The organism is Ensifer sp. R1-3 (assembly GCF_056739175.1).
Genome location: NZ_CP096515.1, coordinates 1,544,023 through 1,559,855 on the forward strand (window position 1 = coordinate 1,544,023; position 15,833 = coordinate 1,559,855).

The 15,833-nt window shown below is 62.7% G+C and carries 17 protein-coding genes; 5 read left to right on the forward strand and 12 right to left on the reverse strand.

The annotated features are described in order from the left end of the window. Nucleotides 1-39: 39 nt before the first annotated feature. A complete protein-coding gene (locus M1D43_RS07485; protein WP_027989581.1) occupies nt 40-576 on the reverse strand; it encodes a ubiquinol-cytochrome C chaperone family protein in 537 nt (178 codons plus the stop codon). 137 nt (nt 577-713) lie between these two features. Here M1D43_RS07485 and M1D43_RS07490 point away from each other — a divergent pair, with 137 nt between their 5' ends. Further along, nucleotides 714-1,220 carry an outer membrane protein assembly factor BamE gene (locus tag M1D43_RS07490; RefSeq protein WP_003529293.1) on the forward strand — a complete coding sequence of 169 codons (507 nt, stop codon included), beginning with the start codon at nt 714-716 and terminating at the stop codon, nt 1,218-1,220. Nucleotides 1,221-1,292: 72 nt separating this feature from the next. Here M1D43_RS07490 and M1D43_RS07495 read toward each other — a convergent pair whose 3' ends face one another. From M1D43_RS07495 to ribH, 4 genes are all read right to left on the reverse strand, one after another. Then, the gene (locus tag M1D43_RS07495; protein WP_010969115.1) at nt 1,293-3,428 is read right to left on the reverse strand and encodes a sodium-translocating pyrophosphatase; all 2,136 of its coding nucleotides are present in this window, start codon (nt 3,426-3,428) and stop codon (nt 1,293-1,295) included. Nucleotides 3,429-3,628: 200 nt separating this feature from the next. Then, nucleotides 3,629-4,855, reverse strand: coding sequence for an MFS transporter (locus tag M1D43_RS07500; protein ID WP_153313604.1), 1,227 nt, complete (start codon nt 4,853-4,855; stop codon nt 3,629-3,631). Between the two features lie 6 nt (nt 4,856-4,861). Beyond that, nucleotides 4,862-5,344: a transcription antitermination factor NusB gene (nusB, locus tag M1D43_RS07505; protein WP_003529296.1), complete on the reverse strand. Its 483-nt coding sequence runs from the start codon at nt 5,342-5,344 to the stop codon at nt 4,862-4,864. Next, nucleotides 5,341-5,802, reverse strand: a complete 462-nt coding sequence (ribH, locus tag M1D43_RS07510; protein WP_003529297.1) for a 6,7-dimethyl-8-ribityllumazine synthase — start codon at nt 5,800-5,802, stop codon at nt 5,341-5,343. The genes nusB and ribH overlap by 4 nt, the downstream gene beginning before the upstream one ends. A gap of 250 nt (nt 5,803-6,052) precedes the next feature. Between ribH and M1D43_RS07515 the strand changes: the two genes are divergently transcribed. The 3 genes from M1D43_RS07515 (at nt 6,053) to M1D43_RS07525 (ending at nt 7,895) form a co-directional block, all read left to right on the forward strand. Further along, nucleotides 6,053-6,556 carry a cupin domain-containing protein gene (locus M1D43_RS07515; protein ID WP_003529298.1) on the forward strand — a complete coding sequence of 168 codons (504 nt, stop codon included), beginning with the start codon at nt 6,053-6,055 and terminating at the stop codon, nt 6,554-6,556. A 36-nt stretch (nt 6,557-6,592) separates the two neighbouring features. Then, complete coding sequence (locus tag M1D43_RS07520; protein WP_003529300.1) at nt 6,593-7,132, forward strand: GNAT family N-acetyltransferase; 540 nt, start codon at nt 6,593-6,595, stop codon at nt 7,130-7,132. A 412-nt stretch (nt 7,133-7,544) separates the two neighbouring features. Further along, on the forward strand, nt 7,545-7,895 hold the full coding sequence (locus M1D43_RS07525; RefSeq protein ID WP_127638547.1) for a hypothetical protein: 351 nt from the start codon (nt 7,545-7,547) through the stop codon (nt 7,893-7,895). An 86-nt stretch (nt 7,896-7,981) separates the two neighbouring features. Here the strand turns inward: M1D43_RS07525 and M1D43_RS07530 are convergent, their stop codons facing one another. From M1D43_RS07530 to M1D43_RS07560, 7 genes are all read right to left on the reverse strand, one after another. After that, complete coding sequence (locus M1D43_RS07530; RefSeq protein WP_153313603.1) at nt 7,982-8,602, reverse strand: riboflavin synthase; 621 nt, start codon at nt 8,600-8,602, stop codon at nt 7,982-7,984. Beyond that, nucleotides 8,603-9,808: a bifunctional diaminohydroxyphosphoribosylaminopyrimidine deaminase/5-amino-6-(5-phosphoribosylamino)uracil reductase RibD gene (ribD, locus tag M1D43_RS07535; protein ID WP_153313602.1), complete on the reverse strand. Its 1,206-nt coding sequence runs from the start codon at nt 9,806-9,808 to the stop codon at nt 8,603-8,605. A 17-nt stretch (nt 9,809-9,825) separates the two neighbouring features. Further along, nucleotides 9,826-10,299, reverse strand: coding sequence for a transcriptional regulator NrdR (gene nrdR, locus M1D43_RS07540; protein WP_003529310.1), 474 nt, complete (start codon nt 10,297-10,299; stop codon nt 9,826-9,828). 12 nt (nt 10,300-10,311) lie between these two features. Then, nucleotides 10,312-11,607: a serine hydroxymethyltransferase gene (gene glyA / locus M1D43_RS07545; RefSeq protein WP_013844275.1), complete on the reverse strand. Its 1,296-nt coding sequence runs from the start codon at nt 11,605-11,607 to the stop codon at nt 10,312-10,314. Between the two features lie 184 nt (nt 11,608-11,791). After that, a complete protein-coding gene (locus tag M1D43_RS07550; RefSeq protein WP_003529314.1) occupies nt 11,792-13,123 on the reverse strand; it encodes a L,D-transpeptidase family protein in 1,332 nt (443 codons plus the stop codon). 424 nt (nt 13,124-13,547) lie between these two features. Beyond that, entirely contained in the window at nt 13,548-14,060 is a 513-nt protein-coding gene (gene ldtR, locus M1D43_RS07555; protein WP_003529316.1) for a transcriptional regulator LdtR, read from the reverse strand. Between the two features lie 130 nt (nt 14,061-14,190). Next, nucleotides 14,191-14,628 (reverse strand): DUF6163 family protein, encoded by a 438-nt coding sequence (locus tag M1D43_RS07560; protein ID WP_010969110.1) that lies wholly within the window; start codon nt 14,626-14,628, stop codon nt 14,191-14,193. Nucleotides 14,629-14,808: 180 nt separating this feature from the next. On the opposite strand from M1D43_RS07560, the gene hemB reads away from it, so the two are divergent. Beyond that, on the forward strand, nt 14,809-15,822 hold the full coding sequence (hemB, locus tag M1D43_RS07565) for a porphobilinogen synthase (RefSeq protein ID WP_027989577.1): 1,014 nt from the start codon (nt 14,809-14,811) through the stop codon (nt 15,820-15,822). Nucleotides 15,823-15,833: the final 11 nt, after the last annotated feature.

Genomic DNA, 15,833 nt, shown 5'->3' on the forward strand with positions numbered 1-15,833 from the left:
GGCACGCTGCCATTCGATCGACGAACGATCGCGGCGCTTTTACGTTCCGGCCGGGGGGATGCGCAACTGACCCGTCTCGACGGCCTCTTCGGCAGTATCCGAGAGCACGGACTCGACCGCAAGGAGGTAGGAGGCGAGGCCCCGCATGGACGGCGCGTCCTCCACGTCGGCGTGAAAATTGCGCCTCAATGCGGTCGCCAATGCGCCGGCATCCCGTCCTTCGAGGGCCGCCGCGTAGGATTCGAGGCGGCCATAGAACATGCCGGCAAGTTTCTTCATCTTCTTCGGCACGCTCGCATCGCCCACGCCGAGCTCGCGGATGGAATGATCCACATCCTCGAAGAAGGCGTCGACAATCTCCTGCGCGATTTCCTGGCCGGCTCGCGCCGAGCTGCGCGTGCGGCGGAAATAAAGGATCAGAATCGCCGACAACATCTCGAAGCGCCCCATGACGGTGTCGGGCACATCGAGGTCGGTATAGAGAAACGGCTGGCGCGCCGCCGCGGTCAGTGCCGCATATTGGCGCTTCACAATCGCAATATTGCCGCTTTTTTTCTTGAACAGTCCAAAAATCATCACAGAGGCCGGCTGGCTTTCTCGAAATCAGGGGCAAGCGCCCATGATCATGTTGCATGATAGCCGAAGCTGGTTTACCGAAGCGGGCACGAATTGCAATGGCCGATCTGCCAATCGTTACTCCAGGGGAGCAGTCCTTGACGAAGCGGTATTTGACGACAAACCTAAAAGTCCTGGGCCGTGCCGTGCTCGTGGCTTCCCTTTGCACTACCGCCCTTTCCGCCTGCATGTCCGCAAATGTGGGTGAAGTCCTGCATCAGGGCTATGTCGTCGACCAGGAAACGCTGGCACTCGTGCCGGTCGGATCGAGCCGCGAGCAGGTACTGCTCTCGCTCGGCACGCCTTCCACGACCGCGACATTCGACAATGAGGTGTTCTACTACATCTCCCAGACCCGCAAGCGGCCGGTCGCCTTCATGAAGCCGAAGATCATCGATCAGTCCATCCTCGCCGTCTATTTCGACAAGGAAGGCACCGTCAGCCAGCTCGCGCACTACACGATGAAGGACGGGAAGGTATTCGACATGCTGACGCGCACGACGCCGACCGGCGGCAAGGAATCGAGCTTCCTCGGCCAGCTCCTGTCCGGCCCCGGTGCCGGACAGGCCGCCGCGCGCAACCTGTTCAAGGACTTCGGCAAGTAACCGAGCCGCAACGGCGCGAAAAAGGCCCGCGAGACCAGGTCCCGCGGGCCTTCTGCTTTCAAGACGCCTGCGTCAGGCCAGAACGGCGAGCAGGAGAAGGGCCACGATGTTGGTGATCTTGATCGCGGGGTTAACCGCCGGACCGGCCGTATCCTTGTAGGGATCGCCGACGGTGTCACCCGTCACCGAGGCCTTGTGCGCTTCGGATCCCTTCATGTGGCGCGTGCCGTTGCGGTCGACGAAGCCGTCCTCGAAGCTCTTCTTCGCATTGTCCCAGGCACCGCCGCCGGACGTCATCGAGATGGCCACGAAAAGGCCGTTGACGATCACGCCGAGGAGCGAGGCACCGAGCGCCGCGAAGGCGGACGCCTTCGAGCCGGAGATCAGCAGCACGCCGAAATAGACGACGATCGGCGCCAGCACCGGCAGCAGCGACGGGATGATCATTTCGCGGATCGCCGCCTTCGTCAGCATGTCGACGGCCCGGCCATAGTCCGGCCGATCCTTGCCTTCCATGATGCCCGGCTTTTCCTTGAACTGGCGACGAACCTCCTCCACGACGGCGCTCCCGGCACGGCCGACGGCGGTCATCGCGATGCCGCCGAAGAGATAGGGAATGAGACCGCCGAAGATCAGCCCGGCGACGACGTAAGGATTGGACAGGTCGAAGGAGATCGTCCCGACGTCGGCGAAATAGGGATGCTTGTCGCCATTGGCGGCGAAATAGGCGAGGTCGTTGGAATAGGCGGCGAAGAGCACCAGGGCACCAAGCCCCGCTGAACCGATCGCGTAACCCTTCGTCACGGCCTTGGTGGTGTTGCCGACGGCGTCCAATGCATCGGTCGACTTGCGCACCTCGGGCGGCAGATGCGACATCTCGGCGATGCCGCCGGCATTGTCGGTCACGGGACCGAAGGCGTCGAGCGCTACGATCATGCCGGCAAGACCGAGCATGGCGGTCACGGCGATGGCCGTCCCGAAGAGGCCGGCGAACTGATAGGTCGCGATGATGCCGCCGACGATGACGATGGCCGGCAAGGCGGTCGATTCGAGGGACACGGCGAGGCCCTGGATCACGTTGGTGCCGTGGCCGGTAACCGATGCCTGCGCGATCGAGTTCACCGGCCGCTTGTTCGTCCCCGTATAATATTCGGTGATCACGACGATCAGCGCGGTGACGATAAGGCCGATAATACCGCAGAGAAACAGGTTCCAGCCGGTGATGTCCATGCCCGCGACGGTTCCGATCGAACCCCATCCGATCGTCAGCGATGTCGCAGCGCCAAGGCCGAGGATCGAAAGAGCGCCCGTAACGATCAGCCCGCGATAGAGCGCGCCCATGATCGAGGCGTTGGCGCCGAGCTTGACGAAGAAAGTGCCGATGATCGAGGTGATGATGCAGGCCGCGCAGATCGCCAGCGGATAGGTCATGACGGTTGCGAGCACCGGGGCTCCGGCGAAGAAGATCGATGCAAGCACCATCGTCGCCACGACGGAGACCGCATAGGTCTCGAAGAGGTCGGCGGCCATGCCGGCGCAGTCGCCGACATTGTCGCCGACGTTGTCGGCGATTGTCGCCGGGTTGCGCGGGTCGTCCTCGGGGATGCCTGCTTCGACCTTGCCGACGAGGTCGCCGCCGACATCGGCGCCTTTCGTGAAGATGCCGCCGCCGAGACGGGCGAAGATCGAAATCAGCGACGCCCCGAAGCCGAGCGCGACAAGCGCATCGATGACCTCGCGCGCGGCAGGCTCATGCCCGAGGCCTGCGGTGAGTATGAGGTAGTAGACCGAGACGCCCAGGAGGGCGAGGCCGGCCACCAGCATGCCGGTGATTGCACCGGATTTGAATGCGATGTCGAGACCGGAGGCGAGACTGACCGAGGCGGCCTGGGCCGTACGGACGTTGGCCCTGACCGAAACATGCATGCCGATGAAGCCCGCGGCACCCGAGAGCACCGCACCGATAAGGAAGCCGATGGCAGCTGCACCCGACAACAGGAGCCATGCGGCGATGAAGACGACGACACCGACGATGGCGATGGTTGTGTACTGACGCGTGAGGTAGGCCTGCGCCCCCTCTCTGATAAAACCTGCGATTTCTTGCATGCGGGCATTCCCCTGGTCGGCGGCAAGCACCGACTTTGTCGCCCAGATGGCATAGACCACCGAAAGCAACCCGCATGCGATAACGCCCAACAATATGGTCATTTCGCACTTTCCTCCGTTACAACCTGCGGGCTCATCCCTGCCGCAGGCCCCTCTCTCCGCGAATCACGCGCCGCCTCCTCAAGCGACGCGTTTTCGCGGCGCGGCCAGAGTGCTGTTGCCGATGTGGATCGTCAAGCCCCTGAAATTGCCCGCATGCCGGCCTTTTCAGGGTCCGGGAAGCGTTCGGGTAAAACAGGCTTTCAGGCGGTGGCCTGCTTGCCTGCGCGCATGAGCGGGAGAAGGAGAAGAAGGCAAAAACCGGCCACCGGCCAGACAGCCGCGCTCAGCATGTCCCAACCATAGGCGGAAAGCACCTTGCCGGACGCGAAGGAAGAACAAGCGACGGCTGAGAAGAGAACGATATCGTGAAAGCCCTGGACCTTGTCTGCCTCATGCGGCCGGTAACTCTGCGCGACGATCGCCGTGGAGCCGATGAAACCGAAATTCCAGCCGAGGCCGAGCAGTGACAGCGCGCCCCAGAAATTCCAGAGTGCGACACCGAGGTGAGCCACGGCAGCGCAGGCCATCAGCAGGAGGAGACCACAGGCGACGATGCGTTCGGCGCCGAAGCGGCTGATCAGCCAACCCGTGACGAAACTCGGAGCGAACATCGCAAGCACATGCCATTGGATTCCGAGCGTCGCGAGATCGCTCGAAAAACCGCAGCCGACAACCATGGCGACGGGCGCGCCCGTCATCATGAAGGTCATCAGGACATAGCTGGAAATCCCGCAGATCATTCCCGTCATGAAACACTGGCTGCCCGCAATCTCGCGCAGCGGACGCGCGGGTGGCTGCTCGTGATGGGCCGATGCCGTTGTGTGGTCCGGCAGCCGCAGCGGCACGAAGAAGAAGAGCGCGACGATGCAGACCGGTACGAGAGCGACGAAAGCACCCGCAAACCACACGGGCGCGAAGTAATCGTCCGCGAAAATGACGATCTGCGGTCCGAGGATCGCCGAGACGATGCCGCCTCCCAGAATCCAGGAAATCGCCTTGGCCTTGTAGAAGGACGGCGAAGCGTCGGCTGCGGCAAAGCGGAGCTTCTGCGTAAAGCCGTTGGAAGCGCCGAGAACTGCGAGGCCGCAGGCGAAGAACCAGAAACTCTCCCGGAAAAGTGCAGCCGTGGCGAGCACGCCGCCGAGCGCAGCGATCGACGCACCGGCGATGAAGGCGAAGCGTCGGCCAACGAGTCGCGACAACACCGCAACGAGCACGACGCCGAGCGCCATGCCGAGATTGTAGGCGGTGAGCGGCGCCGTCGCGAGCGACTTGTCTTCGCCGAGCAACTGGTGGCCGGCAACGCCGCCGACTGCAAAACTGATCGGTCCGACAACGCCGAGCAGTGCCTGGGCGACGGTAAGCAACTGCACGTTTCGGCGTGCCTCGCGGAGGACCGTTCCCATTTCTGCCGGCTCGGCGGCCATCCGCGCTTACTTTCTCTGGTCGCCGCGAACCTGTTTGGCGATCCGGTCGAGGACGGCGTTGACGAGCTTCGGCTCTTCGTCCTGGAAGAAGGCCTTGGCGATCTCGACATATTCGGTCACGATCACCGGAACCGGCACATCCTTTCGCTCAAGGATCTCGAAGGTGCCGGCGCGCAGGATTGCGCGGACGGTGGAATCGAGCCGGGAAAGCGCCCAATCGTCCTGAAGCGCCGAGCCGATCAACGGATCGAGCTTGCGCTGGTCGCGCACGACGCCCGCAACGATCGAGCGGAACCAGGACGCGTCTGCCCGGAGATAGGTGTCACCGTCCAGTTCCTTGCCGAGGCGATGTTCCTCGTATTCGGCGACAATCTCCAGGACGCCGGTCCCGCCGACATCCATCTGATAAAGCGCCTGAACGGCTGCAAGGCGCGCGGCGCCACGCTGGTTGACCTGTTTCAGCGGCTGATCCGAAGGGGTGTTCGTCACTTCTCTGCGCCCAATCTTTGCTTCAGTTCGATCATGGTCAGGGCGGCGCGCGCGGCGAATCCGCCCTTGTCGCCTTCCGTACGGCGGGCCCGTGCCCAGGCCTGCTCGTCGTTCTCGACCGTCAGAATGCCGTTGCCGAGCGCCAGGCTCTCGCTGACGGCGAGATCCATCAGCGCGCGCGCGGACTCGTTGGCGACGATGTCGAAATGGTAGGTCTCGCCGCGGATCACCATGCCGAGCGCAACGAAGCCGTCATATTCCGCCCCGCCTTCGTCGGCACCATCGAGCGCCATGGCGATCGCCGCGGGAATTTCCAGTGCCCCCGGGACCGTCACAATATCATAAGTGGCGCCGGCCGCATCCAGCGCATGTTTCGCTCCATCGAGCATCGCGTCGGCCATATCGTCATAGAAACGCGCTTCCACAATCAGGATGTGGACGGGCTTGATCTTCGCCATGGATCACCTGTCTTGAAAAATTCGGACCGGACTTGGCCGGTGCAGGCGGCGGTCAAACCATGCCCGGCACGGAATGGCAAGTAAATTCCGTTAACCGAAGGGCATTTGCCGTACCGCAATCTTCGATATTGGTGGAGCCGAACAGCAAACCCGCTTGTAACGGCGTCAACTGTCTCTAATCCTTAAGCGCGCCCAGGCCGATTCCGCGAGGTCGAGCCGGGCATGAGACGCGACCAGGAGGACGACTGCGATGACGGACGCGCAAAGGCCCATCGTCAATCCGAAGAACCTGAAGCTCGACCACTGGCGCCGTGGTTCGTTCTTCGAATCCAGCGACGTCTCTTTCGGGGCGCTTCTCGGTCTCAAGGATATCGGCATCGGCTACGGCGAGGTTCCGCCCGGCAAATCCGGGTGTCCGTTCCATAACCACCATGTCGAAGAAGAGCTGTTCATCATCCTCGAGGGGGAAGGAACGTACCGTTTCGGCAGCGAACGCCATGCGGTCGGACCAGGCGACATACTCGGAGCGCCCGCTGGCGGCCAGGAGACCGCGCATCACCTCATCAATACCGGCACGCTGCCGCTCAAATACCTGTCCATTTCCACCATCGCGGCCACCGAAATCTGCGAATATCCGGACTCCGGCAAGTTCCTGGCAAGGACCCGGCGTCCGGGCGAAGGCCAGGCGTCGTTCGACTTCATCGGCCGCGCGCCCTCGGCGGCCGACTATTGGGACGGTGAACCGGGCTTCTGAACTCTACTCTTCCCTGTCAGAATAAGCGGAGCGACAATGCACAGCGTCCCCACGATCGAAACCGAGCGGCTATTCCTGCGCCCCTACCGGCGCGACGACTTTTCTTCCTATTGCGCACTCTTCGGCGACGAGGAAGTGACCCGCTATACCGGCGGCGTGCCTTACACACGCGAACAATCCTGGACGCGATTCCTGCGCCAGGTCGGCATGTGGCACTACTTCGGCTTCGGCTTTTTCGCGATCCAGGACAAGCAAACCGGCGCCTTTATCGGAGAGGCCGGCTTCCACGAAGCGCATCGCCAGATCACGCCCTCGCTGGAGGGAACGATGGAGACAGGCTGGGCGATTTCTCCAAAAAACCACGGCCGCGGCCTGGCGACGGAAGCCGTGACCGCCGCCCTCGCCTGGGCCGACCGTCAGTTTCCCGCGCTGAGAAAGACCTGCATCATCGAACCGGGCAACCAGGCTTCGATCAATGTCGCCCTCAAACACGGTTTCAAGGAATTCTGGCGCACAACCTATAACGGCCGGCCGATGGTCATGTTCGAAAGGCGGTCGAGGGCATCCGAGGCTTAGAGCTGTATGAGGAAAAGTGTGTGCGGTTTTCCGCTCGCATCCCGCGTCTGAACTTCCTGGAACCGATCACCTTCATGTCTTAAGTCGATCCGACCCAAAACATGGTGATCCAGGCGCCGCGCGGAAAAGCGGAAAGATGAACAATTCTTAATTATTTTCAGCCTTTTACGCCACCGAAACGGCCACATTCCGGTCCACTTTCGTGACCGTTGGCACGGCGCGAGATCCTGGTCGGACGCAACAAGGCGCAGTACCAACCAGTCGAAACGGTCCAGCTTTCTTCGCTGCGGGTGACATCACCCGTAAACGACCCGTGCTGGCCTGCAGGCTGCGCCTCAGAGAAGCAAACGGCCGTGGCAGGTCACGTGACCGATCGTCGCTGGGGCAGCCGCAAAACCAAAGGAGCATGACAATGAACAGCATTGCGAAAATCTCCGTCATCGCCACCCTCTCCGCCGTTACCTTCGCCGGAATCTCCCAAGCGGCGAGCGTCGAAATGAACTGGCCGGACCGGATCGACCAGACCGTGCGCACCTTCAAGGGCGACAATTTCCGCGTTGTCGATGTCGATACGTTGAGCCGCCAGAACCAGACCCGTATGCGGGTAGACAAGGCAACACCGGGGCAGCGTGCCGCATTGCAAGCCGCTGTCGAAGCCAACAGACCGCTGCTCGCTTCGCTTAGGGCACGCAATGTCGAACTGGACAACGTCGCCGCGGCGAAGCAGGCGGCCGATGGCGGACTGACGATCTACCTCCGCTGACCTTTCGGCCGGCTACCCGACAATCTCGTCCGCCCCCACTTTCGGGGGCGGACTTGTTTTGACGGGCGATTTCTTTCAGCCAGACGTTATTCCTGCTTGGGAGCCGGGAATTCCGCCAACCGCGCGGCGTAGCGCGCCATCGTGTCCACCTCGAAATTGACGAGATCGCCGGACTTGCGTTCGCCCCAGGTCGTCACTTCGAGCGAATGTCGGATCAACAATACGTCGAATTCGACGCCATCCACCTTGTTCACGGTGAGCGACGTCCCGTCGAGCGCCACCGAGCCCTTGGGCGCGACGAATTTCGCGAGATGTTCGGGTGCCCTGAGGCGGAAGCGCACGGCTTCCCCCTCCGCTTCGACGGCAAGGATCTCCGCTTTGCCGTCGACATGGCCGGAGACGATGTGACCGCCCAGTTCGTCGCCGATCTTCAGCGAGCGCTCAAGATTGATGCGCGTGCCCTCACGCCAGTCGGCGATCGTCGTCAGCCTCAGCGCTTCCTCCCATGCCTCGACCTCGAACCAGCGTTCGTTGCTGCCGGCTTCCGGAAGTGACGTGACGGTCAGGCAGATGCCGGCATGCGCGACCGAGGCACCCAGATCGATCGTCTGCGGGTCGTAATTCGTGGCGACGCGAAGCCTGATGCCTTCCTCGAGAGGTGTGACCTTCTCGACCGTACCGATGTCGGTGATGATGCCTGTAAACATTCAGCTATCTCTCTCGTAATCCTCGAAAATATCGTCGCCATAGCGCGCCGTGCGGCGAAGCGTGAAGCCCTCCGGCACCGACGTCCTTTGAAATGGGGATGAAATACCACCTTCGCCAATGGCTGCCGGACCGGTGAAAAGCAGGATTCGATCCACCAGATCCGCATCGAGAAAGGAACGCGCCGCTCTGGCCCCACCCTCCACGAGCAGGGAGGAGATGCCCCGGGATGCAAGTGCGGCCAGGAGGTCTGGGATGGTATCGGCGCTCAGCAGCTCGGCCCCCGCAGCTTCGAGGGCTCCTCGACGGGCGTCGTAATCGGTCCCTGCCTCCGCGAGCGGAGAGAGGACTGGTTCTCGGGTCGAACCCGAGGAGAGGGGCAAACTGCTCTGCCCCTCATCCGCCCTTCGGGCACCTGCTCCCTGCTCGTGGGAAGAAGGATAGCCCGCGTCTCCCGTTACGACGATCAGCGGAACGTCGCGCGCAGTGCGGACCAATTTCGACTCGAGCGGCAGATCGAGGCGGCGGTCGAGCACGATCCGGACCGGAGAGCGCTCCTCCAGCCCTGGCATCCGCACCGTAAGTTCCGGATCGTCGGCAATGGCCGTACCGATACCGACGAGGATCGCGTCCGTCTCGGCACGCAACACCTGCACCTGGGCGCGAGAGACGGCACCGGAAATCCTCACCTGCCCCTCGCCTCTCCGTCCGATCATGCCGTCCGCGGAAACCGCAAGTTTCAGAGTCACATGCGGGCGTTTCTTGCGCTGACGCATGAGGTAGGCCTCGAGCACACGCCCGCCCTCTTCATGGAGCGTGCCTATGTCGACGTCAATGCCGGCGCCGCGAAGCATCACCACGCCGCGGCCGGCAACGCGTTCATCGGGATCGAGGATGGAAACGACGACACGGCCGACCCCCGAGGCGATCAGCGCATCTGCGCAGGGCGGGGTCTTGCCATGATGCGAGCAGGGTTCGAGGGCGACATAGGCGGTCGCTCCCCTCGCCTTTTCGCCCGCCTCCGCAAGCGCCTGCGTTTCCGCGTGCGGTCGCCCGCCCGGAGCGGTCACGGCTCGGCCGACGACCGTGCCCTTGTTGACGATGATGCAGCCGACCGAAGGATTGGTGGAAGTCAGGCCGAGATTGCGCCTTGCAAGCCGCAGCGCCGCCGCCATGAAACGTTCGTCTTCACGTGCCGGCTCGCCCATACCGCTTGTTCTCCGGGTTATTCGCCCGGATCGCGGGCAATCTTGGCGCTTATCTCGGCGATCACCTTTTCGAAATCCTCCGCATGGGAGAAATCGCGATAGACCGACGCGTAGCGCACGAAGGCAACGTCGTCGAGGCTCTTCAACGCCTCGAGCACCTGAAGGCCGATTTCCTCCGAGGGAATTTCGGTTTCGCCCGAGCTTTCGAGCCGGCGGACGATGCCCGACACCGCCCGTTCGATCCGGTCGCGATCCACCGGGCGCTTGCGAAGCGCGATCTCGAAGGAGCGCAGCAGCTTATCCCGGTCGAAAGGAACCTTCCGACCGGTCTTCTTGATGATCATCAGCTCACGCAGCTGCACCCGCTCGAAGGTCGTGAAGCGGCCGCCGCAATCCGGGCAGATGCGGCGGCGGCGAATGGCGTTCCCGTCCTCCGCCGGACGGGAATCCTTCACCTGACTGTCTTCGGAACCGCAATAGGGGCAGCGCATGCAGCCGTCCGATCACATATAGCCGTACATCGGGAAGCGGTCGGTGAGCTTGATCACCTTCTCGCGCACGCCAGCCTCGACAGCGGCATTGCCCTCGTCGGAATTGGCGGCCTTGAGACCGTCGAGCACCTCGACGATCAGTTCGCCGACCTCCTTGAACTCCGCCTCCTTGAAGCCGCGCGTCGTACCGGCCGGTGCACCGAGGCGCACGCCGGAGGTGACGAAGGGCTTTTCGGGGTCGAAGGGAATGCCGTTCTTGTTGCAGGTGACGTAGGCACGGCCGAGAGCAGCTTCGGCACGCTTGCCGGTCGCATTCTTCTTGCGCAGGTCGACCAGCATCAGGTGGTTGTCGGTACCGCCCGAGACGATGTCCAGGCCGTTGGCCTTCAAGGTTTCGGCAAGGGTGCGGGCGTTCTTGACGACCTGGGCCGCATAATCCTTGAAGGAGGGCTGCAGCGCCTCGCCAAGCGCGACGGCCTTGGCGGCAATCACGTGCATCAGCGGCCCACCCTGGAGACCGGGGAATACGGCGGAGTTGATCTTCTTGGCGATTTCCTCGTCATTGGTGAGGATCATGCCGCCGCGGGGGCCGCGCAGGGACTTGTGCGTGGTCGTCGTCGCAACGTGGCAGTGCGGGAACGGCGACGGATGCTGGCCACCGGCCACGAGACCGGCGATGTGGGCCATGTCGACCATCAGCCACGCGCCCACCTCGTCGGCGATCTCGCGGAAGCGCTTCCAGTCCCAGATGCGGGAATAGGCCGTTCCGCCGGCGATGATCAGTTTCGGCTTCTGCTCGCGCGCCTTCCTGGCGACTTCGTCCATGTCGAGAAGGTGATCGTCTTCGCGCACGCCGTAGGAAACGACGTTGAACCATTTGCCCGACATGTTCACCGGGGACCCATGGGTCAGGTGGCCGCCGGAATTGAGGTCGAGGCCCATGAAGGTGTCGCCCGGCTGCAGCAGCGCCAGGAAGACCGCCTGGTTCATCTGGGAGCCCGAATTCGGTTGCACGTTCGCGAAGTTGACGCCGAAGAGCTTCTTCGCGCGCTCGATCGCGAGTTCCTCGGCGATATCGACATACTGGCAGCCGCCGTAATAGCGCTTGCCCGGGTAACCCTCGGCGTATTTGTTGGTCATGATCGAGCCCTGCGCCTCGAGCACGGCCCGTGAAACGATGTTCTCGGAGGCGATCAGCTCGATCTCATGGCGCTGGCGGCCCAGCTCCTTCTCGATCGCACCGAAGATTTCCGGATCGCTGTCGGCGAGAGAGCGGGTGAAGAAAGCGTCGTTGGTCTGTGAAAGCATCGGCTCGAGGCTCCTCTGAAGGGTGGCTGTTCTTTAGCTTCCTCGCACGCGGAGAGCAATATCCGCTATGCGGATTGCGTCATTTCCGCCATCCGCCGCGCCGGGTTCGCAGAGCCGCCTCCAATTGAAAAAGCCGCGCGTTCGATGAACGCGCGGCCCCTGATGAGGAATGCGGCATTTTTGCCTATTGCGGCAGGGCGTCTGCGTCGATGGGACCGGCTGACTGCTCGATCCCCGTCGTCGTTTGCAGCGCGAGTTCGGCCGCACCGTCGCGCTGGTAGATGTCGTCGCGGAACTGGACGACCCGGTCTTTTGCCGACCAGGCGGTGATATAGGTGAAGTAGACCGGGACCTCTTCGGCAAGCTTGATCGGCGTGTTGACGCCGGACTTGATCGTCGCCTCGATCTGCTGACGCGCCCAGCCTGGCGTTTCCTTGAGCAGCCAGGTGGAGAGGTCGCGCACGTTCTGAACGCGCACGCAGCCGGACGATTCGAAGCGCATCAGCTTGTTGAACAGGCCCTGCTGCGGTGTGTCGTGCATGTAGACGGCATGCTCGTTGTGGAAGTTGATCTTCGTCGAGGACATCGCGTTGATCTTGCCGGGATCCTGGCGGAACATCAGATTTGGCGCCTTCTCGGCCTGCCAGTCGATCGTTTCCGGCGACACTTCGTTGCCGTTGCCGTCGAGAAGGCGGATCGCGTTGCGCGCGAGATAGGTCGGATCCTTGCGCATCAGCGGCATGATGTCCTTCTGGATGATCGAGCGCGGCGCCGTCCAGTAGGGGTTGAGGATGACCTCGTAAATCTTTGAATTGAGGATCGGCGACTGGCGGTCGATCTTGCCGACGATGGCCGTATGGCGCAGCGCGACGCGGCCGTTCTCCACTGCTTCGATATAGGCCGCAGGAATGTTGACCATGACGTAGCGCCGGCCGAGGTCACCCGACATCGACTGAAGCCGCACCAGGTTTGTCTCGAGCTGGGCGAGCCGGGTCGAGGCGTCGACGTTCATGGCCTTCAGGGAATACTCGCCGATCACGCCGTCCGCCGGAAGGCCATGGCGCGCCTGGAAGCGCTTGACGGCGCCGTCGACATAGGAGTCGAAGGAAGAGGAAATGCCAGCGGACTGCGGCAGATCGCCGGAGATCATCAGCCGCTGACGCAACTGCTGGACGGAAGGATCGGTAACGCCGATTTCGAGCCTTTGGGTGCTCGCAGGCGTGACCATCGGCCAGCCTCCGGCGGATGCGATCTGCTGATAATCGAAGATCGCCTGCTGCAGATGTGCGATCGTTTCGGGGCCGAAAACCGGCGTGTTGGAGAGGACCGCCGTAGCCGTACGCGAAGCCTTTGCGTCGAACTGGTCGTCCCAGGAGCCGCGACGCGGCGAATTGATGATTTCGTTCAGCGCATCCTGAGCGCCGGCAGCACCCGCCCATGCGGCGGCACCGAAGGTTGCGGCCGAGCGCAGAAATGCGCGGCGCGAGAAAGCATCAATTCCGTTCTTTTTCGACATAGTCCCACCGTCTCAATGCGCCAGAAGCGCGCTGCCCGAGCCCTAAAGCGCATAACGCGATGCGCTTTACGTCTTTGCATTCATGCAAGTCGCGTCCCAAAACCGATGTGCGCTTTTGGGCGACATGCATTAGCACGGTCATGGTTAACAAAGGTAAACCCCCGTGCCACCCGGCCCTCAAATCGCTTCACGTTCCCGCGAACAAGAGCCGCCCCGGCAGGCGAGCCGCGCAACCGACCTCCGCCACATGGACGTAACGCGCACCTGCCGCACCCAAGCGTCGCTGTCACAGCAATATGGCCAATTCGTGTCTGCGCGCCGCCGGCGGGGCGCAGCGCTGCAACTACATGGCGCGAAAAGCAGCAAAGGTCGGACACGCAGGGATTGCGCCCGACCCTTGAGACTGAAGGTAAAACCCGCCCGATTAGAGGCGATAGAGGATTTGATCGTTCCAGAAGCGGTCGAGACGCTGCAGGAGCTTGTTCATCTGGGTGAACTCGTCGCTGCCGATCCCGCCGACCTTCTGGATCGAACCGATGTGGCGCTCATAGAGCTTGGCGACGGTTTCGGCGATCTCCTGCCCCTCTTCCGTAAGGCTGATGCGGACCGAACGGCGGTCGACACGGGAGCGCTGGTGGTTGATCAGGCCGAGATCGACGAGTTTCTTGACGTTGTAGGAAACGTTCGAACCCAGATAGTAACCGCGGGAGCGAAGTTCGCCGGCAGTCAGTTCGGAGTTTCCGATATTGAAGAGCAGGAGCGCCTGGACGGCATTGACGTCGCTGCGGCCCTGACGATCGAACTCGTCCTTGATGACGTCGAGCAGGCGGCGATGCAGGCGCTCGACGAGGTGGAGGGATTCCATGTAGAGACCACGGATGGTTTCTTCCTGCGGGTCTCTGGGCGCAACAACCTGCGGCTTCATCTTGGTGTTCATTTTCGTGCCTCACTGTTTCGTTTGGCGGTGTCTCTTTGTCTTCCCGCCTTGAGTGAGACCCTATCGAATACGTATAAAATTCTACTTAAACCGCAGCCTTAACATGAACTTACCGCGGACCGAGCCTGTCTCAGGGTGAATCAACCCTTACCTTCCGCACCTGGCGCAGTCGCTGATAGAGCAGCGCGGCCCGGAAGAGCACGAAGGTGACGGCGACGGATCCGTGGAGCACGATCAGCAACGGACGGTGGCCGAGGATGCCGGGATAGAACTTGTCCATCGCGATCTCCGTCGCGGCGGCAACCACCCAGACGACCGGCCCCCAGGAGACCAGAAGCCAGAGCCCGATGGCAGCGACCGGATAGACGACCGCTAGGGCCGTGGCGGCCGCGCGCCACTCCGGCGACAGAAGATCGAAACGGCCGGCGCCGTTATGGGAAAAGCCGATCAGCATGGCCCAATAGCTCAATGCGAACCAGAAGCAGGACGCGCCGACCAGGCGCAGGAACCAGGCGAAGAGCACCTCGGTCAGCGACGGTTTCGGCACATGAACAGAATCATGAAGCATGGCCGGCAAGATAGGCCGAGCGCCGGCGAACCACCAGCGCGAAGGACGGGAATGCGCCGCGATGCACTCGACGGGCGGAAGAAATGCCGCAGGCGGGTGGCGGGCAATGCGGGTTTTCAACCCCTGAAGGCGCATGATAAACCGCCTTCACGCACGATCAGGAAAGAGGGACGCGGCGCGATGAACGACAGGACAAATCTTGTGGACAGGATCACCGGACACCGCCGCATGCGCCGCAATCGCAAGGCGGATTGGACGCGCCGGCTGGTCCGGGAGAACCGCCTGACGGTGGACGACCTGATCTGGCCGATCTTCGTCGTGCCCGGCAGCGGCATCGTCGAGCCGATCGCTGCGATGCCGGGCGTCAACCGCATGAGCGTTGACAAGGCGGTCGAGGCGGCGAAGGAGGCGGCCGGCCTCGGCATCCCGGCCATCGCCACCTTCCCCAATATCGACATGGCGCTTCGCGACGAGACCGGATCCGACAGCCTCAACGCCGACAATCTGATCAATCAGGCGACGCGGGCGATCAAGAAGGCCGTACCCGACATCGGAATCATCACCGATGTCGCGCTCGACCCGTTCACCAGCCACGGGCACGACGGCATCCTGCGGGGCGGCGAGATCGTCAACGACGAGACGGTGGAGGCGATCGCCAGGGCGGCGGTCATTCAGGCCGACGCCGGCTCCGACATCATCGCGCCCTCCGACATGATGGACGGGCGGATCGGCGCGATCCGCGAGGCGCTCGACGCGGCCGGCCACCAGAATGTCGGTATCATGTCCTATGCGACGAAATTCGCCTCCGCCTTCTATGGCCCTTATCGAGAGGCGATCGGCACCGGCGGCCTGCTCAAGGGCGACAAGAAGACCTATTACATCGATCCGTCGAACGGTACGGAGGCGATCCGCGATGCGGCACTCGATGTGGAGGAAGGCGCGGACATGCTGATGGTGAAGCCCGGCCTGCCCTATCTCGATATCTGCTGGCGGATGAAGGAAGCCTTCGGCCTGCCGGTCTTCGCGTATCAGGTTTCCGGCGAATACGCGCAGATCAAGGCAGCCGCCGCCAATGGCTGGATCGATGGCGAGCGGGTGATGCTGGAGACGCTGCTCGCCTTCAAGCGGGCGGGTTGCGACGGGATCCTCAGCTACTTTGCCGTCGACGTGGCTCGAATTCTCGCGAAACGCTGACGCCGGTGGCA